A 22,553-nucleotide genomic window follows, 5' to 3' on the forward strand; every position below is an offset into this window, starting at 1 on the left:
CCACTTTTTACCCATTGTGGACGGGGAGAGGCATGATTCTTGGAATCCACGACGGTCACGACGCCGGTGCCGTTCTAATCGATGGGGAGAGGATATTTGCGGTAAACGAGGAGCGTTTAAACAGGGTTAAGAAGTACAGGGGTTTTCCGGAGCTGAGCCTCAGAAGGGTCATGGAGATGGCCGGGGCGGACCCGGAAGAGGTTGAGGCCATAGCCGTGGCCGGGATATTCAGAAGGAGGAAGCGTCTGCTCGAGCTGGAAAGGAACCTCAGGAAGGTGTTCGGTCCGGACTTCAAGAGGAAGGTCCTCTTCGTCGAGCACCACCTCGCCCACTCCTCCTCGGCCTATTACACCTCGGGCTGGAGGGATGCCCTGGCTTTGAGCGTTGACGCCGCCGGCGACGGTCTCAGCTCCTCGGTTTACATAGCGAGAGCTGGAGAGATGATCCGGATAGCCCAGAGCACCTACGTGGACTCCGCCGGGGACTTCTACGCCTCGATAACAGAACTCCTTGGCTTCAGGCCGATGCGCCACGAGGGGAAGGTCATGAGCCTCGCGGCCTACGGAAGGCCGACCTACGACTTGAGTTCGATTATAGAGCTGAACGGCCTGAGCTTCGACAACCACCTCGGGCTCATAGGGAGGGAAGCGACGGAGAAACTGGCGGAACTCCTTGCCTACCCGCTGGAGCGTGCTGAAGAGATAGCCCTCCAGATGAAGCGTGGAAACCTCAACGGGGAACTCCAGAGGAAGGCCATCGAGATAGCCGCAAGCGCCCAGAAGCACCTTGAGAGGCTCATGGAAGAACTCGGCCTCAGGCTAAAGGGTAAGGGACTGCCCGTGGCCTATGCCGGCGGGGTGGCCCAGAACGTGAAGGCCAACGCCGTGCTGAGGGGCATCCTTGGGGACGATAACCTGTGGGTCTTCCCGGCCATGGACGACGGCGGGCTGGCCTTTGGGGCGGCGGTTTTCATAAAGGCCCAGATGGAGAGGCTCGATGGGGTCTGGAGGGCCAGAAAGCTGGAGCACGTTTACCTCGGCCCGGCCTACGGGAGGGAGGAGGTCGAGGAACTCCTGAGGAAGGAGGGCGTTGAGTTTGAGGAGACCGATGACGTTCCGGGAGCCGTTGGCGACGCCCTGACGGAGGGCAGGCTCGTAGGATTCTTCAACGGCAGAATGGAGTTTGGACCGAGGGCCCTTGGCAACCGTTCGATTCTCGCTGACCCGGGGGATGAGGGCGTTAAGGAACGCCTGAACGTTGCCCTCGAGCGTGACGTCTTCCAGCCCTTCGCACCTTCCATGCTCTTTGAGAGGGCCGGCGAATACCTCGAGGACCTGAAGGGAGAGCCCAACGGCTTCATGACGATGAGCTACACCGCAAGCGGGGAGTTCAGGGAGCTCGCCCCGGCCGTGGTTCACGTGGACGGCACTACAAGGCCTCAGGCCCTCAGGAGGGAAACCAACCCCCTCTACTACGAGGTCATCAAAGCCTTTGAAAGGAGGACGGGTCTGGGTGCCCTTCTGAACACGAGCTTCAACATGCACGGCGAACCCATAGTCTGCTCCCCTCTGGACGCTCTGAGAACCTTCAGGAGGGCGAACCTTGACCTGCTCGTCATGGAGGGCTTCCTGATCGAGAACCGTTAACCTTCATTGATGCACCTTAATGTTCTTTAACGTCCAGATTTTTCGGAGGGTAACGTTATAAACATTCCCGCGAAGGAGGGGCGGTGATGATCATGGCCCTGAGCGACAGGCTTGAACTTGTCAATCCTTCCGAGATCAGGAAGCTTTTCGATCTGGCACAGGGTGTTGAGGGGCTCATCTCCCTCGGCATAGGGGAACCCGATTTTGACACCCCCCGGCACATAAGGGAGTATGCCAAGGAAGCTCTCGACAGGGGCCTGACGCATTACGGCCCGAACGCCGGTATCATGGAGCTCAGGGAGGCGGTGGCGTGGAAACTCCGGGAGCAGAACGGCATCGAGGCCGATCCAGCGAGGGAGATCATGATAACGGTGGGGGCCAATCAGGCCTTTCTGATGGGGCTTGCAACCTTCCTCCGCGACGGGGAGGAGGTCCTCATACCCTCGCCCGCCTTCGTTAGCTACGCCCCGGCGGTAATCCTTGCGGGAGGAAGGCCCGTCGAGGTTCCCACCCGCGAGGAGAACGAGTTCCGCCTGACTGTCGAGGACCTCGAGGAGCACGTAACTCCTAAGACGAGGGCTTTGATAATAAACACCCCGAACAACCCCACGGGCTCGGTTTTAAGGAAGAAGGACGTTGAGGAGATAGCCGACTTCGCGGTGGAGCACGACCTGATGGTTCTCAGCGATGAGGTTTACGAGCATTTCGTTTACGACGGAGCAAGGAACCACAGCATAGCTTCCCTCGACGGCATGTTCGAGCGCACCATAACGATAAACGGCTTCTCAAAGACTTTCGCGATGACCGGATGGCGGCTCGGCTTCGTTGCGGCCCCCGAATGGGTAATCGAAAGGATGACCCGCTTCCAGATGTACAACTCCACCTGCCCGGTTACCTTCGCCCAGTACGCCGCGGCCAGAGCCCTGAGGGACGGGCGGAGCTGGAAGGCCGTCGAGGAGATGAGGAGGGAGTACGATAGAAGAAGGGAGCTCGTCTGGAAGCGTTTGAACGAGATGGGACTGCATGCAGTTAAGCCAAGGGGCGCCTTCTACATCTTCCCGCGCATCAAGGAGACCGGTCTGAGCGGCGGTGAGTTCAGCGAGCTCATGCTCCGCCGGGCTAAGGTGGCAGTGGTCCCGGGTTCGGCCTTCGGGAGTGCGGGCGAGGGATACATAAGGATAAGCTACGCCACGGCCTACGAAAAGCTCGAGGAGGCCATGGACAGGATGGAGAAAGTCCTGAAGGAGGAGAAGCTCGTTTAAAGTTTCCTCAGCTCAACTTTTATTCCTTTTCCCAGCTCCAGAACCGCGTAGTGGCCCCTGAAGAGGGGGCCGGGGTTCACCACGAGCGTCTCCCCAACCCGATCGATCCCCGTTCCTTCGTGTATGTGGCCGCACACGACCATCCGCGGGCTTTTCCTCTCGATGAAGTCCCTCAGCGCCCTGCTTCCGGCGTGAAGGCCTGAGCGAACCCTGTCCACTTTGGTTCCGTAGGGCGGGACGTGGGAAAGGATCACATCCCCCTCCCGGTAGTTCCTCTTTAGTATCCCCCGGATCTCATCCTCGCCCAGCTCCCACACCGTGCCGAAGGGCGTTAAGTTCGAGCCCCCGATCCCGGTTACGCCGATCCCGCCGATCTCGCGCCGTCGGTCGTGAAGGCCTATCCCGAGTTCCTCCAGAAGTTCCGGCACGTCCCTGCCGTCGCAGTTCCCGTGAACGGCCAGCACGGGCCTTCCAGTGTCCAGTAGAGGTATGAGAACCCTCTCAGCTTCGCGCGAGTTGCCGAAGTGGGTGATGTCCCCGGCCACGAGGATCGCGTCGAACTCCTCCCCTTCAAGAACCCCCGCGAGTTCCCGGGTTTTTCTCGAGTTTCCGTGGATGTCCGTTACGGCCACGAGTTTCATAAACTCACCCCCCGAGCCTCAGGTAGTCCTTAACCTCGTCGTAATCCCGGCTCCAGTCAACGATACCAACCCTCCTCTTCACCCCCTTTTCAAGGAGTGCGAGGATCTCGTCCACAACTTCCTCGGGGGTCTTGCCGGTGGTGTCTACCTCCAGAACCCTTTCCCTCCCCTCGAGGGCCTCGATTAGTATCACATCCACCAGCTCGGCCTCAACGTTCTCGGCCAGCTTCTCCCTCGGGTAACCCCTGAGCGAGAGCCTTTCCGCCACCACCTTCGGATGGAGCCTGAGAACCACCACGACGTCCACGGGGAGCAGGTGGCTCAGGTGGCCGTCAACGACTACATCCTTGCCCGAGAACTCGCGCCTGAACTCCCGGGCGAGTCTCTCCACGTCTATCTCTATCTCCTCTCCAGAGGGTTCTCCAAGGCCCTTCATCAGGGCAAAATCCTTCACGCTAACGTACTCGTAGCCGAGCCTTTCGCTGAGGAGCTTTGAGACGGTGGTCTTGCCCACCCCGGGTGTACCGCTAACCGCTATCCTCATCGCTTCCCCTTCTCCCCTGCCTTTATATTTCTGTTCCTCGTTGATCGTCGAATTTATGTATGGCGTTCGGCGAAAACCTTTTAAGGATTGGGCGTCTAAGATAGACGCAGGTGGCGTAAAATGAAGGGACAGGAGTTGTTGAGGAGGAAACTGCACGTTGTTAGGGAGCAGAGGAAGTTTCTAATGCTCGAGGAGGCCCGGCTCATAAGGCTCGCCCGCCAGAAGAAAAGCGCCGCAATGCAGCTCGCCAAGATCAAAAAGGAGAAGGTTGCCCTCACCCTTGAGGAGGCAAGGATTCTAAGGGCCCTGAAGCAGAGCCCGACCCTCTGAATGGAAAAGGAAAGGCATCAGAAGACGTTCAGCCTGTCTTCCAGTATCATTTTCTGTATCTTCGTGATGTCGGCGAGCCATGCGTCCGCTATCTCGTAGGCCGGCTTCTGCAGGTTGTCGATGCTGTAGCCCTTCTCGGGGATGATCTGAATGCTCGCGACAAGGGGCTCGTCTATCGGCCTTCCTATCTGGCTGAGTATCCTGACGTAAACCTCGGTGACGCCCTCCACCTCTTCGGCGATGTCGTTGGCTATGAGCATCGAGAGGAGGTTGTATATCTTCCCCACGTGGCTTACCGGGTTCTTTCCGGCTGCGGCTTCCATGCTCATGTGCCTGTTCGGGGTGATCAGCCCGTTAACGCGGTTGCCCCTGCCCACGCTACCGTCGTCCCCGGCCTCGGCGCTGGTTCCGGTGACGGTTATGTAGTAGATGCCCTTCTTCGGATCGTCGGCCGTGTTCACGTAGACGTTGACCTTCCTCTCGGTGTGCTCCTCGATTACTCCCCTCGCGGCGTCGTAGATTGCCTCCTTGACGGCCATGTACTCCTCCGGGGTGGTGACCTCGCTGTCCACTATGGCCGCGGCTATGGTTACATCGATCTCGTCACCCTTCCTGAGACCCATCACCTTGATGTCCTCCCCGACTGCCGGGTGTTTCCTCTTGAAGTCGTCGCTGTTGAGGAGTTTCTCGATCTCAAGGGTTATCCTCTCGGTCTCACTGAGGGGGGCGTAACCAACGCCGAAGCTCGTGTCGTTGGCGAGGGGAATCGGGTTCTCCCGGGCCTTGTTGAACACTCCAACGAGGTCCACGCTTCCCTGACCTATGCGGGAGTCGATGACAACGTGGTTCTCGAGGTCGAGGTGTCTGACGGCCTTCCTGAGGTAGTCGCGGGCGGCCTTCAGGGCCACCTCGTGGACCGGGAAGAGCTCGCGGTCGACTATCTCCACGGCCCTTCCTGAGAGGAGTATGTATATCGGCTTGACGACCTCACCTCCGCCGAAGCGGGGGTAGGCTTCACCGCCGACGACCTCGACCTGATCGGTGTTGTGGTGGAGTATTATGCCGTACCTCTTTATGTACTCCCTGCTGAGGGCCCTGCTGACGGCCTCGGCTATGCCGTCCGCTATGCTGTCCGGGTGGCCTATTCCCTTCCTCTCGACGAGTTCGACCTTCTGCATCTCCACGGGAGTTCTTACGAGCTCCTCAACGACTATGTTCCTTACCTTCTCAACCATGAGCGTCACCTCGTAGATCGGTGTGGGAACCTACGTCGGTCCTTTTATATAACTTTCGGCATGAAACCCGGCTTTTGATATTCCTAAGAGTTATTAAATTCGGAATCGGGGAAATTTTTCCCGAAGGATCTTCGTGGCGGTGGCCTTTTAAGGTCCGGACTGAACTCCCGGCGGTGGGACAATGAAGCTCGAGGAGATAGTGGACGAGATACGTGAGGTTCTCGATGAAAAGGAGGAGCTCAGGGAGGAGGCCCTGAAGCTCACCCGTGAGATAGTCAGGCTCAGCGGGAGTGTTGTAAAAGCCCTCCACCGCGGGGAGCTTAAGGAAGCGGAGGAAAAGCTAAACTCGGCCCGGGAGAGGGTTGAGCTGCTCAAAGAAAGGCTCAAGAACCATCCGGACTTATACTTCACGGGCTACGTCCAGAGCGCCCATCAGGAGTTCGTGGAGGCCCTTCTGTTCTTCGCATACATGACCGGCGGGGAGTTCCCCTCCCCCGATGAACTCGGGGTTCCACACGCCGATTACGCCCTTGGAGTCGGCGACTTCATCGGCGAACTGAGGAGGCACTTTCTGATACTCCTGCTGGATGGAAAGGTCGGGGAGGCCGGGGAGGTGTACGCCTTCATGGAGGAGGTTTACAACGCCCTCATGACGCTGGAGTATCCCAAGGGCCTCGTGAACATCCGCCAGAAGCAGGATGCGGCAAGGCACGTGCTTGAGAGAACTCTGGAGGACCTTACGAGGGCGAAGCTCAGCAGAAGGCTCGAGGAAAGGCTTGAAGCCCTGTCGGGGATGGTCGATGAGGAAGCCAAGCAGTCCAGTGATCCGTGAGGAGAGGCTCGAGAGGATAGCCAGAATACAGCTGAAGCTCGCCCGGAGGATAGTGGAGAGGCCGTTAAAACCTGAGGAGGTTCACACGGTAGGCGCGGTGGACGTTTCCTATGGCAGTAGAGCGAGGGCATCCTTCGTCCTCTGCTCCTACCCGGACTGCAGGCCGGTTAAGACGAGGGTTGTGGAGACCGAGATTCCCTTCGCCTACATCCCGACGTTCTTCTTCCTCAGGGAGACGAGACCGATCCTTCTCGCGGTTGAGGGGGATTTCGATGTTCTTCTCGTTGAGGGACACGGAAGGGCCCATCCCCGCGGCTACGGGCTGGCTTCTCACGTGGGGCTTCTCCTCGGGAAGCCGACCATCGGGGTGGCGAAGAGACCCCTGAGGGGGGTCGAGGGCGGGAGGTTCGCAAGGGTGGGAAAAGCTTATGTAAGCGTGGGGCACTTAATCGATCTGGAATCGGCGGTGAGGATCGTAACTCCACTGCTCGAAGAAGGTTATCCTCTGCCTTTGAAGATGGCCGATAAGCTGTCCAAGAGGGGAAGGTTATGAAGAAGGTTCAGGCTCTCATACTGCTCGCCCGGAGGGGTGCCACTGGCAGGATGGTAAGGGTGACCCTGAGGGAGCTCGCCGGCGAGCTCGGGATGTCCCCCCAGTCCGTCCTCAGGCTTCTTGATGAGATGGAATCGGAGGGACTGGTGGAAAGGGACGTAATCGGAAGAAAAACGTACGTTGGGATAAGTCCCGAGGGATTGACGTTTCTGGAGAAACTCTGCGATGCGATCTCGGAGACGCTTTACGACGGCCTGGTACTCGGCGAGGTCGTTTCGGGAATGGGGGAAGGGGCATACTACGTTAAACAGTACGCTCCCCTGATAAAGGAGTACCTTGGCTTCGAACCCTATCCCGGCACGCTGAACGTTAAGGTGCTGTTCCCGAAGACCATCTTCGATGCCCTCTGTCAGGTCAGGCCCGTGATCCTGCCGGGCTTCACGAGGAACGGAAGGACCTTCGGGGACGTTAAGGCCTACCGCGTTCGGGTGGAGGGGGTAGAGGGGGCCATTGTGATACCCTCCAGAACCGTCCATCCACCGAAGATCGCCGAGGTAATCGCTCCCGAGTGCCTCAGGGAGAGGCTTGGACTCAAAGACGGGAGCAGGGTAAGGATACAGGTCGTGAGATGATGAGGTGGCTTTCCGTACTCACGTGGGCCGGCGTTGGTGCCTTTTTGGGATTCGCCATAGCGGTCGGCCTTTACTCAGCAACCGGAAACGAGAACTTCGTGTACCTCATATACCTCGGAACGCTCCTCGGGGGCCTTCTTGGAGTGAGGTATCCTATGGAGATGCAGGCGTCCCCTTTCGCGTTCCTCCTGGGGTTCCTCGCAACGAGCCTTCTGGCAGTCCTCTGGACCGTAACTGACATCGGGACGGCCGGGATGTACGCTTTCCTTGCGGTCGTAATGGCCCTCATGATGCTCTCCGGGTTCAGCTGTTTCCTCGACATGTTTCTGGCCCCCCTGACCTACGTGGGTGGGTTTGGCGTTGCGATGCTGACCTTCAGGGGTTATCCATCACTCCATGGTTCTGAGGGGGCCATTGCGGGCCTCTTCACCGCCGGAATCATGGGGGCGATAGTGGTCTTCTTCGGCGTGTTCGCGAGATGGGCGTTCATCGCGGCCAGAAACGTCACGCGGCGGTAACGTTTAAATACATCCGGCAACAACCGGACCCGGTGATGCTCATGGTGATGCGCCTTTCAAAGCTCTACGGGAAGCAGATATACGACACCAAGGGTTACTACGTGGGCTACACGGACGAGGTTCTAATCGAGATAGACCGGGGCAGGGGAAAGGTGCTCGCCCTCGGCCTCCCCGGCGAGAAGGTGGGGATTCCCTACGACAAGGTCACGGCGATAGGCGACATAATCCTCGTAAAGGCCCGGGAGTGATCACTCCTCTTTAACTTTTAAGGCCTCGAGGAACCTCTCGGTTATGGCTTCTTCTGCCAGTCTTAGCAGTGAATCCTTGTCCTTCGCAAGCTTGAAGATTCCCAGGGGGATCCTCGCACCGCCCGACTGGGAATGGCCACCGCCACTGCCGATTCCCTCGAAGGCTTCCTTCAGAACCGCCCCTATGTTAACCCGCACATCGCGGGTCCTCGCGGAGATCTCTATCCTGTCGTCAACGATTCCGAAGACGAGGACGGTCGTTATGCCCTCAAGGCGGAGGAGGAAGTCCGCCGATTCGGCTATCGCGTCCCTGTTCGTTATGAACCCTACGTTGCTGATAACGACGTTCTTGTAGATGCGCCGGTTCATTATCGCTCTGGCCAGTATCTCGGCCGTTTCCGTGCTTATGTCGGGGTGCTCTATCTTGTCGAGAAGGTCGTAATCCACCTTTCCCGCGAGGAAGTCTATAGCCTTCAGATCGACGTGGCTCAGCTTGGAGAACTTTCTGGTGTCGATGTATATCCCGTAGAAGAGGGCCGTTCCGAGGATCGGCGAGATGGGGATGTTGAGAGTGCGGAGGTATTCGGTCAGTATCGCGGAGGAGGAGTTCACTTCGGGCCTTATGTCCAGAAAGGCATCACCGGGGAGGATTTCCTCGAGGTGCTGGAACACCTGATGATGGTCCACCACCACCTGTATCTTGCTGTAGTCCTCCTCCTCGAGCACCGTCAGGTTTCCGTTCGGCTGGCAGTCCACGATGGCTATAAAGGGGTGGCGCTTGATCTCGTAGGACCCGCGGGATACCTTCCTCAGTTCTATACCGAGCAGGTTGACGAACGCCCTATTCTCGTGGTGGGTTATTTCACCGCCGTAAACTATCCTTGTCCTGAGCCCGAGGGTTTCGGCTATGGCACTCAGGGCGGTTGCACTCGCTATGGAATCAGGGTCCGGGTTGTCGTGGGTAACTATGAGGAGGGAATCACCCTTCTCCTTCAGTTCCCTGAGCTTTTTGACGAGCATGTTCGCGTTCTTCTTCTCCCCGAGCATTTCAACAGTTCTCACCACAGCATCCCTGAGGGCGTTGCGGGGAGAGATCGCGTAGTCGATCTTTACCTCCGTCTCGAATTCGTCTTGGATTCTGGTTATCAGCTCGTCGAGGGATACACCATCGGGAAGGAGCGTGAGAACAGGAACCTCTTTGTTGTTGCTCCTTATCACGTAAAGGGTTTTTCCCAGGGTACCAACGTCCATCACGGTTATTATTACCAGCTCGGTCCTGTCTATGCCCGCCTTTAACAGGGTCGCCGTGTATGAAAAGTCCCCCTGAACAACGTGGAAGCCACTCTCCTCGAGGGCCTTTGCCCGGAGTTCATCCTTCTCAACGATGGTTACCTCGAACTCCCCTTTAAGGGACTCGGCTATTAAACGGCCCAACGTTCCCCCCCCGAGTATCAGCACCCGCATTTACCTCACCTTTTGCACGGTAATGTTTAAATATGATCGCCGATATACTGGGACGGTGAAATTTCATTAGGGGTTCTTTAATGCCGGCGGTATATATAGCTAATGGTGGTGGCTATGCAACTTCCCAATAAGGAGCCACTCTTTGAGAACTTGGTGGCCACTTCGGCGGATGAACTGGAAGACCTCATCCAGAGGGCCCTTTCAAAGGGCAGCGGGGTCTTCTTGAAGGTATTCACCAAGGACCGGTCTGGAAAGTACTACATAACGGTGCTCCTCGACCGTTCGAAGGCACTCGCGGCCGAATGCCTTCTTGTGGATAAGGATCAAATCCTTACGGGGGAAGAGGCGGTAAACCTGTTGAGGTCCCTGCTCGGTAGCCCAATGGTGATCGACGTCTATGCCCTCGATGAGCTGGAAATCAAGATTTCAATAGCGGACAACGTTGAGGCCTACGTCCAGACTCCAAAGATCCCCCTGAGCGAGCTCTTCGGGAAATCGGGAGGATCGACGAAAGTGGGGGAAAAGTCCCTCTCAGAGACCGTCGCCAGTAAAGTTGAAAGAACTGCGGTGGAAAAACCGGCTTTAGCCGGAGGAACCGTCCAAAAACCCGAAAAGGAAACCATGAAACCGGCTCCCCCGAAGGAGCCCGAGATAATCGTTAACTTCACCGGGGGCGAGCTTCCGAGGAGGGCGTTTCAGGCGTATGCTGAGGAACTGCTCAAGGAATCCCGGAAAATCAGGGGCCTGAGCATCAGCAGGATCGAGTTCGAAGCGAACGCCGGGGAAGGGGTGGTTTACCTAAACGTCCGCATATACGGCACCTCCACCGGAGACTCAGGGGATATACAAATCGCCGAGAGGAGAATGCTCCACGCCGTGAGCAAGTACGCTCCGATTATCCTCAGGGAGGCCGATGTTAAGCCCATACTCCGGGATGTGAGTGTCGTCATTGATGGTCAGGAGGTCAAACCCCAGGAGATCGTGGAGAGGGAGAAAAAGAAACAGGGTAACGTCACAAAGGACGGAAGTGTAACCCTTTCTGTTCTTGAGGATGTCTGGCCCTATTTCAGCGCCTACGCGAAAACCGTCATCACGGAACTCAGGGGGGCGGGTTTAAAGATCAAAAGGGCTCACTTTGACGTCAGGGGGAGAAGGGAGTTCGAGATCAACCTCTCAGTGGTCGTTGAGTCCGGGAAGGAGGACGTGGAGAAGTTAATCAGGGATACCCTCACGAGGCACGCCAGAGAGCTCGGAAGATCCATAAACCGTTACATAACCGTCCACAACGTTGACGTTGAGGTCATAACTCCCACAGCCCGGGGAGTGGCCCGTAGCCCCGTGGTGAGCTCGGGAAAGGCCGCGGAAGTTCTGATTAAGAAGGAGGACCTCGAGAAGGAGGTGGAGAAACTGCTCAAGCAGGCGGGGATAGACGAGCTATCTCCCCTCACGGAGGAGAAGAAAAAGGAAACCCAGGAGACTTTCCTCAAAAGCCGCATAGAGCCGGCCATTGAGAGGTTGAAGACAAGGATTAACGCTGAGATGAAGCTCATACCGAGGGTTACGTTTAAATGGTTCAAGATGAACCACGAGGTGAAGGGTTCCGAAGTGATAGTTGACGTTGAGGCCAGTTTCATGAGGGAGGAGACGGGTGGACTCTTCGGGTCCTTCTCAGGGGTCTCAGACGACAGGTTAAAGAAGGATATCAAAGAGACGGTAATGAGGATCATTCGGGAGGTTTCCAGAGAATACGGGGTAAAGATAAAACTGAGGAAGCTCAACGTGATCCTCCGCTGATTTTTTATCCTCAGCACTCAAGATCGTCATCATCCTTACGTCAGCCCTGCCTGGCTCATCACTCCTTCTTCCATGGCTCCGGGGGTATTTAACCCTATTCCCCGGGCTATTCGTCTATTATCGAAACGCTAAGTTTTTAAACTGAGCGGTACCCCGGTTCAACATGAACGGCCTGATTATCGGAATCACCGCAGCCCTCACCTCGGCTTTCTCGTGGGCCCTCGCCACGATTCTCATAAAGATAGGGATGAGGAATAAAAGCCCTATAGCCGTTAACATAGTGCGACTGTACATCGTCTCCGCCCTCTTTGGAATCGTCTTCCTGATCGAGGGGAGGTTTTCCATTCTGGAATCCCTCCCGCTTGAGCTCCTTATCGTGGCCTTCGTCTCCGGACAGCTGGGCTTCGTTGTGGGCGATTACTTCTACTTCAACGCCCTCAAAATGGCCGGCGTTTCGAGGACGGTACCTGTAACGTCCACGTATCCCCTCTGGACCATACTGTGGGCCGTTCTCTTCCTCGGCAGGGAAGTAAGCCCTCGGGTAATCGTGGGTGCCCTTTTGATCTTCGGAGCCATAGTCCTCGTGAGGAAGGGGGAAGAGGAAGAGCACGTCAATGGAAAGGCCTTTATCTTCGCCCTGCTTGCCCCGATATCATGGAGTCTCGCCATACTCACCATGGACTGGCTTACCGGATACATAGATGTTCTCACACTGGCCGGGTTGAGGATGATGATGGCGGCCCTTGGTATTACCTTCCTCCTTCCAAGGTTCGGTGAAGAGCTCTCGAGTCTTACGAAGGAGGAGATGGCTGTACTCTTCGGTGCAGCGTTTTTTGGGCTCTTCATAGGGCAGTACCTCTTTGTCTACTCCGTGAACCTTTTGGGTTCCCAGATGGCGGCACCCATCTCGGCGATAAATCCCGTCATCTCCTCCGCGCTGGCGGTGGTTTTCCTGAAGGAATCCCCGAGCAGGAAGATACTCGAAGGTCTCCTGCTTGCTGTTCTCGGCGTGGTGCTGATCTCGACGGGATGAGGCTCAGGTTTTTAAGTTCCAGCGCGTAGGTAAACACGCCGACAGCGGGGGGACAATCGTCTCCTCGCACGGGCCCGGTCAACCCGCCTCCGTGAGGTACGGATTTGTGAGCGGAGAGTGCTCACGCCGGGCTCACAGGGCCGGGAGCATCCACCCGTGTGATCAATGAACGCGGGCCTCTGTACCCGGCCCACATTTCGATCTCCTTTTGAGGAAGGTTTATAACCCCGGGGAAGATTAAATAACCGGTGGTTATTGATGGTGATCATACCCCACCCCGTTGATCCCCGGGTGGTGAGGCGAATAAGGAAGGAGCTCGGCATGACTCAGGAAGAGCTCGCGAAGAAGGCCGGGGTAACTCAGGCATACATAGCCAAACTCGAAATCGGAAAGGTTGATCCGAGGCTCTCCACCTTTAACCGCATCCTTCAGGCCCTCCTCGAGTGCAAGCGGGCCCGGTTTAAGGCCAGAGACGTTATGTCCTCCCCCGTCATCTCCGTCAAGCCCTACGATGTGGTTGAGAAGGTCATAAGGATAATGAACGAGCACAACATCTCCCAGATACCGGTCATCTCGGGCAACAAGGTCGTCGGTTCTGTAACGGAACGGACGCTGGTCAGACAAAGCCTCGAGTACGAGGACATATACGATCGGAAGGTCATGGAGGTCATGGCGGATCCCTTTCCCATAGTGAACGAGAACGATGAGCTTGAGATCGTCAAGTACCTACTCGAGGAACATCCCGCGGTTCTGGTTCAGGACAGGAGGGGAAAGATCGTCGGGATAATAACCCGGGTGGACATCTTCAGGCTCGGAAAGTAGCCCATCTTTCTGAAACCGCCTGATTTAAGCCTCAATGGGAGCGTTAATCCTTCCCCTCTGGAACCTCCTCTGGTCAAAATATCCAATAGATTTATATACCCGAAACCCGAGCAGTTATGGATAAATAATCCGGTGGTGATGCGCAATGAAGAGAACCGCCCTTTTGCTCGTGCTCCTCCTGCTCGGTGCGGTAGTGGCCGCTGGATGTATTGGCGGAGAAAAGGCAACGACGGAAACGTCGACTTCTTCACCGGCAACCACCTCAAATAGCCCGACAGAGTCTTCCGGGACAACTACCTCAACGAGCTCGACAGGATCTTCTGGAACAACCACATCAACGAGTCCGACAGAGTCCTCCAGCATAACCTCGACCACCTCCGCGGAACTGGAAACGGGGTATCCAATTGAGATCAGGGATTTCGCGAACAGAACCGTGACCATCGAAAAGAAACCCGAGCGCATCGTGAGCCTCGCACCGTCCATAACCGAGGATCTCTACTACATCGGTCAGCTGGGTTCGGTGGTCGGTGTCACGAAGTGGGCCGATTTTCCGCCGGCCGTTGCCAACATCACCCGTGTTGGCGGTTACGGTAAGTACGCTAACTTGGAGATCATAGCTTCCCTCAACCCGGACCTTATACTTGCGGACGGTTACTCGATGTCCATACTGGAGGACCTCGAAAAAATAGCCCCTGTGGTCATAATCGATCCAAAGAACATAACGGACATCTACCGCTCGATTGAGCTCCTCGGAAAGATCACCAACAGCGAGGAGGAGGCCAGACGGGTCGTTGCCGACATGAAGGCGGAGGTGGATTACGTTACCTCAATGGTGGCTGGAGAGCCAAAACCGAAGGTGCTGTTCATAACGTGGTGGAATCCCATCTGGGTTCCCGGGAACGGCACGTTTCAGGACGACCTCATAAGGCTCGCCGGCGGCGAGAACGTGTTCCACGACGTGAACGGCTGGGCTCAGGTTAGCATGGAGCAGGTCCTCGAGAGGGACCCCGAGGTCATAATCCTCTCCTCCGGGGGCATAACGGCCGAGGAACTCTGCAACACCCCGCTTGTCGACACGAAGGCCCTAAAGGAGGGCAGGGTCTTTACCATAAGCGACGAGAACCTCGTCTCCAGACCGGGGCCGAGGATAGTGTACGGCCTCCGGGAGATCGCCACCTACCTCCATCCCGAGGCGTTCAACTATACCTTCCAGCCGCTAACCTGCAACGCCACGGCCTCCGCCGGGGGCTGAACCCTTTATTTTTTAAAGGGATCCGGGGAAGTTCCCGTGGTGATGGTATGGAACGGAGGACCTTCTACCGGGTTCTTCTGGTGATAGTTCTGATCCTTGCCCTGATTTACACCCTTGGAATAGTGGGGGTTCTTCCCTTCGAGCTCAGCTACTACATCACGATAATCATGATAATGCTCTTCCTCTACCTCCGCCTCGAGGGGAAGCTGAGGAAATAGGCGATTTTCTCTTCCGTCCCTTTTCGGAAACAAAAAAGGAGTGAAACCTTTGGTTTAGAATTTTTGGGTTTAAAAACGTTTTTTTTAGGCGGGCGAGCAGGTTAGGTTGAAGGATAAAGATGAGCATGTGAATATATGTGATCATTGGGAGGTGAGCCGGTGAGGTATGTTAAGCTTTCCCGGGAAAACACTTACGAGTTCCTGGAACGTCTGAAAAGCTTCGGGAAGCTCTACGGCCCTGTGAAGGTCTCTGAGAAGTTTTACGACTTCAGGGAAATAGATGATGTTAGGAAAGTGGAGTTTGACTACGTCAGAACCCTCATGCCTCCAAAGAAGTTCTTCTTACCCCCAAGGGAGAAGATGTTCGAGTTCAACCTTGAAAAGAACGAATACAGGGAAAACGTGCCTGAAGTCGAGCCTCTGGTTATTTTCGGCCTGCATTCCTGCGACATCCATGGCCTCAAGATACTGGATAGCGTTTACCTCGATGAGTTCCCCGACAAGTACTACAAAATGAGGCGGGAGAAGAGCGTAATCATAGGACTAAGCTGTATGCCGGACGAATACTGCTTCTGTAACCTTGTGGGGACGGATTTCGCTCAGGATGGCTTCGACCTCTTCCTTCACGAGCTTCCGGACGGATGGCTCATCAGGGTCGGGAGCAGAAGGGGTCATGAAATCGTTGATGGGAACATAGAACTCTTCGAGGAAGTTACCAGGGATGACGTCTGCAACTTCAGGGATTTTGAGGGAAGGAGGGCTCGTGCCTTCAGATACCATGAGGAATGGGACGACATCCGTTACCTCCTCGAGCTGGAAGCAGAACATCCCCTATGGGAAGAGGAAGCGAAAAAGTGCTTCGCCTGCGGGAACTGCACCACCACCTGTCCGACGTGTCGCTGCTACGAGGTTCAGGACGTTGTGAGCATAGACGGGAGGAGCGGCTATCGTGAGAGACGCTGGGACTCGTGCCAGTTCCGGAGCCATGGACTCGTTGCCGGCGGCCACAACTTCAGACCAACCAAAAAAGCCCGCTTTATGAACAGATACCTGTGCAAGATGTCCCTCAACGAGAAGCTGGGGATTAGCTTCTGCGTTGGCTGTGGGAGGTGCACCTACTTCTGCCCGGCCGGGATAAACTTCCTTGAGAACCTCAGAAAGATAGCCGGCTACACGGAGGTGTGCTGCCCACCCCGGATATCTGGGGAGATACCGAAAAAGGGGTTTGCATACGTTAAGACTCGGGGTGATGGGTTATGAAGGAGCTTAACCTGCCGAAGGAGATTCTGATGCCCAACGATAACCCCTACTCCCTCCACAGGGCCAAGGTGCTTAGGATTTACCCCCTGACCGATAAGGAAAAGCTATTCCTCTTTCGATTCGAGGATCCACAGCTGGCCGAAAGCTGGACGTTCAGGCCGGGACAGTTCGTCCAGCTCACCGTACCCGGTGTGGGTGAGGTGCCGATAAGCTTGTGCTCGTCCCCCATGAGAAGGGGTTTCTTCGAGCTGTGCATCAGGAAGGCCGGTAGAGTTACGACGGTAATACACAGGCTTAAACCCAATGATAGAGTTCTCGTCAGGGGACCTTACGGGAACGGCTTCCCGGTCGATGAGTGGGAGGGCATGGATCTGCTCCTCATAGCCGCGGGTCTCGGAACGGCACCCCTGAGAAGTGTGTTCCTTTACGCCATGGACCACCGCTGGAGGTACGGCAACATAACCTTCATCAACACCGCCCGTTACGGCAAAGATCTGCTCTTCTACAGGGAACTCGAGGCCATGAAAGACATGGCCGAGGCGGAGAACGTTAGGATAATCCAGAGCGTGACGAGGGACCCCGACTGGCCCGGGCGTCACGGAAGGCCTCAGAAGTTCATTGCCGAAGCCAACACCGACCCGAAGAAGACGGCCGTGGCGATCTGCGGCCCCCCGAGAATGTACAGGTCGGTCTTTGAGCACCTCATAAACTACGGTTACCGCCCGGAGAACATCTTTGTCACGCTCGAGAGGAAGATGAAGTGCGGGATAGGAAAATGCGGCCACTGCAACGTTGGAACGAGCACCAGCTGGAAGTACGTCTGCAGGGACGGGCCGGTCTTCACCTACTTCGACATAGTGTCAACTCCGGGTTTACTCGACTGAGGTGGTCGGTATGGGAAAGATCAGGATCGGATTTTATGCTCTAACCTCATGCTACGGCTGTCAGCTTCAGTTCGCCATGATGGACGAGATACTAAGCCTGCTTCCCGGGGTTGAGCTCGTCTGCTGGTACATGGTTGACAGGAACAGCAGGGAGGATGAGCCCGTGGATATAGCCTTCATCGAGGGAAGCGTTTCAACGGAGGAAGAGGTTGAGCTCGTGAAGAAAATCCGGGAGAACGCTAAAACCGTCGTTGCCGTCGGTGCCTGTGCCACCCAGGGCGGTGTTCAGAGCTGGGACGATAAACCGCTCGAAGAACTCTGGAAGACCGTTTACGGGGATGCAACCGTTAAGTTCCGGCCGAGGAAGGCCGAACCCGTCGAGAACTTCATCAAGGTCGATTACAGGATCTACGGCTGTCCACCGGAGAAGAAGGACTTCATCTACACCATTGGGACGCTCCTCATAGGCTCCTGGCCCGAGGACATAGACTATCCCGTATGTCTTGAATGCAGGCTGAGGGGCAATTCCTGCGTGCTTATAGAGAAGGGTGAGCCCTGCCTCGGCCCCGTAACGAGGGCGGGCTGTGACGCGAGGTGTCCGGGCTACGGGATAGCCTGCATAGGTTGCAGGGGGGCCATAGGTTACGACGTTGCCTACTTCGATTCGCTCGCGCAAACCCTGAAGGAGAAAGGCCTCACAAAGGAGGAGATAATCGAGAGGATGAAGATCTTCAACGGTCACAACCCCCGGATTGAGGAGATGGTCGGGAGCATGTTCAGGGAGGTGGAAAAATGAAGAACGTTTACCTTCCTATAACCATCGATCACGTGGCGCGCATTGAGGGAAAGAGCGGCGTGAAGATACTCGTGGGGGAGGATGGGGTTAAGGAGGTTAAGCTCGAGATCATCGAGGGTCCGAGGTTCTTCGAGGCCATAACCATTGGCAAGAAACTCGAGGAGGCTCTGGCGGTTTATCCCAGGATATGCTCCTTCTGTGCGGCATCCCATAAACTCACCGCCGTCGAGGCGGCTGAGAAGGCCGTCGGCTTTACCCCAAGGGAGGAAATTCAGGCCCTGAGGGAGGTTCTCTACATAGGTGACGTGATAGAGAGCCACGCCCTTCACCTTTACCTCCTCGTGCTGCCGGATTACGCCGGCTACTCGAACCCATTCGACATGGCCGATAGGTACAGGAAGGAGATAGGCATAGCCCTCGAGCTTAAGAACCTCGGCAGTGCCATCATGGACGAACTCGGTTCGAGGGCGATACATCAGGAGAACGTCGTCCTCGGGGGCTTTGGAAAACTTCCGGACAGATTCACGCTGGAGAAATTGGAGGAGAGGCTTAAGGAGGCACTCCCAAAGGCGGAATACACCTTTGAGCTTTTCAGCAAGCTGGAATCTTATGAAGAAGTCGAAGGACCGATAACCCACCTCTCGGTGAAGCCCCGCGGGGAGTACAGCGTGTACGGGGATAGATTAAAGGCCAGCGATGGGAACGAGTTTCCGAGCGAGGATTACAGAAAGCACATAAGGGAGTTTGTGGTGGAGCACAGCTTTGCCAAGCACTCCCACTACCACGGAAAACCCTTTATGGTGGGGAGCATATCGAGGGTGGTCAACAACCATGAAAGGCTTTACGGAAGGGCAAAGGAGCTCTACGAGAGCCACAGGGACCTTTTAAGGCCCACCAATCCCTTTTCCAACAACCTCGCTCAGGCCCTCGAGCTGGTTTACTTCACAGAGAGGGCCATCGACCTGATAGATGAGGTCCTTGCAAAGTGGCCTGTGAGACCGAGGGATAACGTCGAGGTGAAGGACGGTTTCGGCGTCTCCACCACGGAAGCCCCCCGCGGGGTGCTCGTTTACGCCCTGAAGGTCGAGGAAGGAAGGGTTGCCTACGCCGATATAATAACGCCGACCGCCTTTAACCTCGCCATGATGGAGAGGCACGTCAGGATGATGGCGGAGAAACACTACAGGGACGATCCTGAGAGGCTCAAGCTCCTTGCGGAGATGGTGGTAAGGGCCTACGATCCGTGCATCTCCTGTTCCGTCCACGTGGCGAGGCTCTAACTTTTTTTTCAATTCAGGGCGGTGGTCCTGTGGAAACGCTCGTCCTTGCCCTCGGTAACGAGCTGATGAAGGACGACGGGGTGGGCATTAAAGTGGGTAGAATACTGCTTGAAAAAGGTTACAACGTTCTCGAGGTGGGCACCGACATCTTCAGGCTCTCGAGCTATTACGGGGGGGAAGGGAGGATCGTAATAATCGATGCCGTCCTGAGCAGCGAACTGGAACCCGGGGAGGTGATTCACCTTCGGGGGGATGAGATATTCGAGAAACTCAGGGGTGAAATAAGAAGCGCCCATTTCATGGGTGCCATAGACGGGCTTAGGCTTTTGATGTTGCTCGACGAACGCCTTTCTATGGTTGATGTCCACTTCATCGGCGTCGTTGTGAAGGAGATAGGCCTCGGGACTGAGCTCAGCAGGGAGGTGGAAAAGGGCCTGAGTAAAGCTGTCGAACTCGTTGAAGAATTGTGTAAAAACTGAACCCTCGAAAATCAGGCGAAAAGCGGGAGGGCCTCCCTCACGCGTTTGAGGAGCTCCCTCTTCTCATCGCCCTCCTCGAGGGCTACCTCGAGAACCTCGTCTATGGTGTCCACGGGGACAATCCTTATCCTCTCCGCCTTATCCCTGCTCAGGAACACGTCCTTTTCGTTGCTCCGGGGTATTATCACGGTCTTTATGCCCGCCTCTATGGCGGCTTCTATCTTCGGGGTTGCGCCGCCTATCGGGAGCACCTCCCCCCTGACGCTCAAAGAGCCGGTCATCGCCACGTCCTGCCTTATCGGGATTCCCTCGAGGGCGGATATAACTGCAGTTGCCACGCTTATGCTCGCGCTGTCTCCTTCGACGCCCTCGTACGTCTGAAGGAACTGAACGTGTATGTCGTACCTGCTTATGTCCTCCCCCTTGTAGCGCTTGATTATCGCCGAGACGTTCTGAACGGCCTCCTTCGCTATCTCGCCGAGCTTTCCCGTGACTATGATCCTGCCCTCCTCCCTGCTGGCGGCGGGGGCAACAACCGCCTCTATCGGGAGCACTATACCGCTCTGTTCACCTATGACGGCCAGTCCGTTGACGCGGCCAATCTCGCTTCCCTCGGTCTTGATAACCTGATACTCCTTCTTGTTCTCAATGTACCAATCCGCAAGCTGCTTCTCGAGGGGTTTCGCCATCCTTATGGCCTCGAGAACGTCCTCCCGCTCCACGTACTTCCTGCCCTTTTTCACCGCTATGTCCCCTGCTGCCCTCACGATGCCGCCAAGGTCACGGAGACGGAGCGTCAGGTGCCCCTTCCTCCCGGCGCGCTTCTGGGCCTCGCGTACTATCTCCTCAACGGCCTCGCGCGTGAAGTGCGGGATCTTGCCGTCGCGCTTTACCTCCTGAGCAACGAACTGGACGAGCTTTTTCCTGTTTTCGAGCGTGTCCGGCATCGTGGTGCGCATGTACACCTCGTAACCGTACCCCCTGATACGGGAGCGAAGCGCGGGATGCATCTTGTCGACCGTATCCAGATTGCCCGCAGCAACTAGGATGAAGTCGCAGGGAACGGGTTCCGTTCTTACCATAGCACCGCTTGAGAGCTCGCTCTGGCCGGTTATGGGCATCTTCTTCTCCTGCATAGCCGTAAGGAGGCTCTGCTGCATCTTTATGTCGAGGGTGGCGATCTCGTCTATGAAGAGGACGCCCCTGTGGGCGCGGTGTATCATGCCGGGCTCAACCCTCTCGTGGGCCGGCGTTCCAAGACCGCCGCTCTGGAAAGGGTCGTGGCGTACGTCCCCAAGGAGCGCACCCGCATGAGCGCCCGTGGCATCAACGAAGGGCGCCTTATTCCTCCCGCAGTTGTCCACGAGGAGTTTTGGAACGAGGGCCTGATTTTTGAACCTCATGTTGGAGATTACCATTATGCTGAGCAGTATGACGAAGAGTCCCATGAGGAGGATCTCGGGGGTTCTTGCCATTAAGACGGCCAGCACCACGGTGAAAACAACGAAGAGGAGCAGGTATGATTTTGTGTTCTCCTGATTCTTGGCCTTTTCACGGTACCTTTCAACTATCCTTTTCCCATTACATGCAGGAACGGTCTTTATCCGGGGCATGTTTTCGTCTTCGGGATTTGGAAAGACGAGTATATCCTCGAGGTTTTCGGTGGGAAGGAGCTCGGCCATGGCCTGACCGAGCATTGACTTGCCGGTTCCCGGTTCACCGATGAGCAAGACGTGCCTTTTCTGGTTTGCGGCCGTTTTTATAACCTCAACCGCATGATCCTGTCCTATGACCTGATCTATGAGCTTATCGGGGACCCTTATATCCTCGGTTGTGGTGAACTCTATCCCCAGCTCGATTCTCTCTCCGTATTCCACGGGGGTCACTTCCTTACTGACGTTCTCTTCCCCCATCTTCTTTCCCTCTCTTCATCCCTCTGATCGTGAGATGGCGGGGGGATTTATAACTTTTTTGAGGTGGCGGAAAAGCTAAAATACAACCTCGCGCACAGGAACTCCGGTGGGGAAGATGAAGATCCGGGATCAGATCGTGTTTACCGCACGTCACGGGAACTGGAAGGTGGCCCACAGGCTCATCGATATGGAGGACGAGAAGGTGGCCCACTTCATAGCGGGCATCGCCAACACCATTAACCCGAAGATACCCGAGTACCTCACGGGCATAATGAACGTCAGCGGAATAATGAGCCTCGCCGAGGAGCTCAGGAGAAAGGAACTGAGCGATGCTATTGTTGCCCTTAAATCCCGGGGAACCTCGACAAAGCTCGGCAGACTTGTTTTTGAGGAGGACAAAAAGCTCAAGAAGCATCTCGTCACGGTTGCCAGAGCGGTTCTCGTCAGGGAAACGCTCTCCGGGAAGGTGCCCCTGGATTATCCGGAGGGGCCTCTGGAGGGGGTTGAGATCGTCTTCCCCTACGCGGAGGACCACGTCAACTTCGTGGCGTTCCACACGCAGGGAAAAACGAAGTGGAGGGCCGTCAGGAGGATCATCATCGACGAGAAGACCCCAATGGAGGACGTTGCGAGGGTCCTCGCGAGCATAAACGAGAGCATCACCCTCAAACTGCCCACCTACGCTGGAATAGACACCGGGGGAATAGAGCGGTGGTTCGGCGAATACAGGAAGGTGAAGAAGGGGGAGATACCGGCGGTTATTGAAAAGTACAGGCACTTTCAGGCGAGGAATTACGCCCCCGCGGGTTTTGAGGAGCATGCAAGGATCTACGCCCTTAGAACTGCCCTCGAAAAGATCGGGTTGCCCCTGGATGTTCCAGCGAAGAGCCTTGAGAAGTATCTGGAGAAGAAATGAG

General features: G+C 56.2%; 24 protein-coding genes. 19 read left to right on the plus strand and 5 right to left on the minus strand.

What is annotated here, in order from left to right:
- The first annotated feature begins 32 nt into the window (after positions 1–32).
- Both A3L12_RS05415 and A3L12_RS05420 read left to right on the plus strand, forming a co-directional pair.
- Positions 33–1,646: a carbamoyltransferase gene (locus A3L12_RS05415; RefSeq protein WP_088882668.1), complete on the plus strand. Its 1,614-nt coding sequence runs from the start codon at positions 33–35 to the stop codon at positions 1,644–1,646.
- A 92-nt stretch (positions 1,647–1,738) separates the two neighbouring features.
- Complete coding sequence (locus A3L12_RS05420) at positions 1,739–2,908, plus strand: pyridoxal phosphate-dependent aminotransferase (protein WP_088882669.1); 1,170 nt, start codon at positions 1,739–1,741, stop codon at positions 2,906–2,908.
- Here the strand turns inward: A3L12_RS05420 and A3L12_RS05425 are convergent.
- Positions 2,905–3,549: a metallophosphoesterase gene (locus A3L12_RS05425; protein ID WP_088882670.1), complete on the minus strand. Its 645-nt coding sequence runs from the start codon at positions 3,547–3,549 to the stop codon at positions 2,905–2,907. The two genes, A3L12_RS05420 and A3L12_RS05425, sit on opposite strands and share 4 nt — an antisense overlap.
- Positions 3,550–3,553: 4 nt before the next feature.
- Positions 3,554–4,093 (minus strand): adenylate kinase family protein, encoded by a 540-nt coding sequence (locus A3L12_RS05430; protein ID WP_088882671.1) that lies wholly within the window; start codon positions 4,091–4,093, stop codon positions 3,554–3,556.
- Positions 4,094–4,213: 120 nt separating this feature from the next.
- Between A3L12_RS05430 and A3L12_RS05435 the strand changes: the two genes are divergently transcribed.
- Positions 4,214–4,423: a hypothetical protein gene (locus tag A3L12_RS05435; RefSeq protein WP_088882672.1), complete on the plus strand. Its 210-nt coding sequence runs from the start codon at positions 4,214–4,216 to the stop codon at positions 4,421–4,423.
- A gap of 17 nt (positions 4,424–4,440) precedes the next feature.
- On the opposite strand, the gene A3L12_RS05440 is transcribed toward A3L12_RS05435, so the two are convergent.
- On the minus strand, positions 4,441–5,658 hold the full coding sequence (locus tag A3L12_RS05440) for a methionine adenosyltransferase (protein ID WP_088882673.1): 1,218 nt from the start codon (positions 5,656–5,658) through the stop codon (positions 4,441–4,443).
- A gap of 181 nt (positions 5,659–5,839) precedes the next feature.
- Between A3L12_RS05440 and A3L12_RS05445 the strand changes: the two genes are divergently transcribed.
- Genes A3L12_RS05445 through A3L12_RS05465 form a run of 5 tightly spaced genes read left to right on the plus strand, consistent with a single transcriptional unit; the run spans position 5,840 to position 8,441 of the window.
- Positions 5,840–6,490, plus strand: coding sequence for a haloacid dehalogenase (locus A3L12_RS05445; protein ID WP_088882674.1), 651 nt, complete (start codon positions 5,840–5,842; stop codon positions 6,488–6,490).
- Positions 6,459–7,043 carry an endonuclease V gene (locus A3L12_RS05450; RefSeq protein WP_088882675.1) on the plus strand — a complete coding sequence of 195 codons (585 nt, stop codon included), beginning with the start codon at positions 6,459–6,461 and terminating at the stop codon, positions 7,041–7,043. Before A3L12_RS05445 ends, A3L12_RS05450 begins: the two co-directional genes overlap by 32 nt.
- A complete protein-coding gene (locus tag A3L12_RS05455) occupies positions 7,040–7,675 on the plus strand; it encodes a DUF120 domain-containing protein (RefSeq protein ID WP_088882676.1) in 636 nt (211 codons plus the stop codon). Before A3L12_RS05450 ends, A3L12_RS05455 begins: the two co-directional genes overlap by 4 nt.
- Positions 7,675–8,193 (plus strand): hypothetical protein, encoded by a 519-nt coding sequence (locus A3L12_RS05460; RefSeq protein WP_232462869.1) that lies wholly within the window; start codon positions 7,675–7,677, stop codon positions 8,191–8,193. Before A3L12_RS05455 ends, A3L12_RS05460 begins: the two co-directional genes overlap by 1 nt.
- Before the next feature lie 41 nt (positions 8,194–8,234).
- Positions 8,235–8,441 (plus strand): PRC-barrel domain-containing protein, encoded by a 207-nt coding sequence (locus A3L12_RS05465; RefSeq protein ID WP_088882678.1) that lies wholly within the window; start codon positions 8,235–8,237, stop codon positions 8,439–8,441.
- Here A3L12_RS05465 and A3L12_RS05470 read toward each other — a convergent pair whose 3' ends face one another.
- A complete protein-coding gene (locus A3L12_RS05470) occupies positions 8,442–9,905 on the minus strand; it encodes a DHH family phosphoesterase (protein ID WP_088882679.1) in 1,464 nt (487 codons plus the stop codon).
- A 102-nt stretch (positions 9,906–10,007) separates the two neighbouring features.
- On the opposite strand from A3L12_RS05470, the gene A3L12_RS05475 reads away from it, so the two are divergent.
- The 10 genes from A3L12_RS05475 (at position 10,008) to A3L12_RS05515 (ending at position 19,723) form a co-directional block, all read left to right on the plus strand.
- Complete coding sequence (locus A3L12_RS05475) at positions 10,008–11,699, plus strand: hypothetical protein (protein ID WP_335755171.1); 1,692 nt, start codon at positions 10,008–10,010, stop codon at positions 11,697–11,699.
- Between the two features lie 163 nt (positions 11,700–11,862).
- Positions 11,863–12,732: a DMT family transporter gene (locus tag A3L12_RS05480; RefSeq protein WP_088882681.1), complete on the plus strand. Its 870-nt coding sequence runs from the start codon at positions 11,863–11,865 to the stop codon at positions 12,730–12,732.
- A 258-nt stretch (positions 12,733–12,990) separates the two neighbouring features.
- On the plus strand, positions 12,991–13,554 hold the full coding sequence (locus A3L12_RS05485) for a CBS domain-containing protein (protein WP_088882682.1): 564 nt from the start codon (positions 12,991–12,993) through the stop codon (positions 13,552–13,554).
- A 145-nt stretch (positions 13,555–13,699) separates the two neighbouring features.
- Positions 13,700–14,806, plus strand: coding sequence for an ABC transporter substrate-binding protein (locus tag A3L12_RS05490; protein WP_088882683.1), 1,107 nt, complete (start codon positions 13,700–13,702; stop codon positions 14,804–14,806).
- Between the two features lie 47 nt (positions 14,807–14,853).
- On the plus strand, positions 14,854–15,024 hold the full coding sequence (locus tag A3L12_RS08360) for a hypothetical protein (protein ID WP_198300028.1): 171 nt from the start codon (positions 14,854–14,856) through the stop codon (positions 15,022–15,024).
- Positions 15,025–15,183: 159 nt separating this feature from the next.
- Positions 15,184–16,284: a 4Fe-4S dicluster domain-containing protein gene (locus A3L12_RS05495; protein ID WP_088882684.1), complete on the plus strand. Its 1,101-nt coding sequence runs from the start codon at positions 15,184–15,186 to the stop codon at positions 16,282–16,284.
- Complete coding sequence (locus A3L12_RS05500; protein WP_088882685.1) at positions 16,281–17,168, plus strand: hydrogenase subunit gamma; 888 nt, start codon at positions 16,281–16,283, stop codon at positions 17,166–17,168. The genes A3L12_RS05495 and A3L12_RS05500 overlap by 4 nt, the downstream gene beginning before the upstream one ends.
- 10 nt (positions 17,169–17,178) lie before the next feature.
- Positions 17,179–17,964, plus strand: a complete 786-nt coding sequence (hydD, locus tag A3L12_RS05505) for an NADPH-dependent hydrogenase/sulfhydrogenase 1 subunit delta (protein WP_088882686.1) — start codon at positions 17,179–17,181, stop codon at positions 17,962–17,964.
- Positions 17,961–19,244 (plus strand): Ni/Fe hydrogenase subunit alpha, encoded by a 1,284-nt coding sequence (locus A3L12_RS05510; protein ID WP_088882687.1) that lies wholly within the window; start codon positions 17,961–17,963, stop codon positions 19,242–19,244. Before hydD ends, A3L12_RS05510 begins: the two co-directional genes overlap by 4 nt.
- A gap of 29 nt (positions 19,245–19,273) precedes the next feature.
- On the plus strand, positions 19,274–19,723 hold the full coding sequence (locus A3L12_RS05515) for a hydrogenase maturation protease (RefSeq protein WP_088882688.1): 450 nt from the start codon (positions 19,274–19,276) through the stop codon (positions 19,721–19,723).
- Between the two features lie 11 nt (positions 19,724–19,734).
- Here the strand turns inward: A3L12_RS05515 and lonB are convergent, their stop codons facing one another.
- Positions 19,735–21,636 carry an ATP-dependent protease LonB gene (gene lonB, locus A3L12_RS05520; protein ID WP_088882689.1) on the minus strand — a complete coding sequence of 634 codons (1,902 nt, stop codon included), beginning with the start codon at positions 21,634–21,636 and terminating at the stop codon, positions 19,735–19,737.
- A 115-nt stretch (positions 21,637–21,751) separates the two neighbouring features.
- Here lonB and A3L12_RS05525 point away from each other — a divergent pair, with 115 nt between their 5' ends.
- Positions 21,752–22,552, plus strand: coding sequence for a DUF2666 family protein (locus tag A3L12_RS05525; protein WP_088882690.1), 801 nt, complete (start codon positions 21,752–21,754; stop codon positions 22,550–22,552).
- Position 22,553 lies beyond the last annotated feature (1 nt).

Origin of the sequence: Thermococcus sp. P6 (assembly GCF_002214525.1) — an archaeon.
Classification (GTDB): Archaea; Methanobacteriota_B; Thermococci; order Thermococcales; family Thermococcaceae; genus Thermococcus.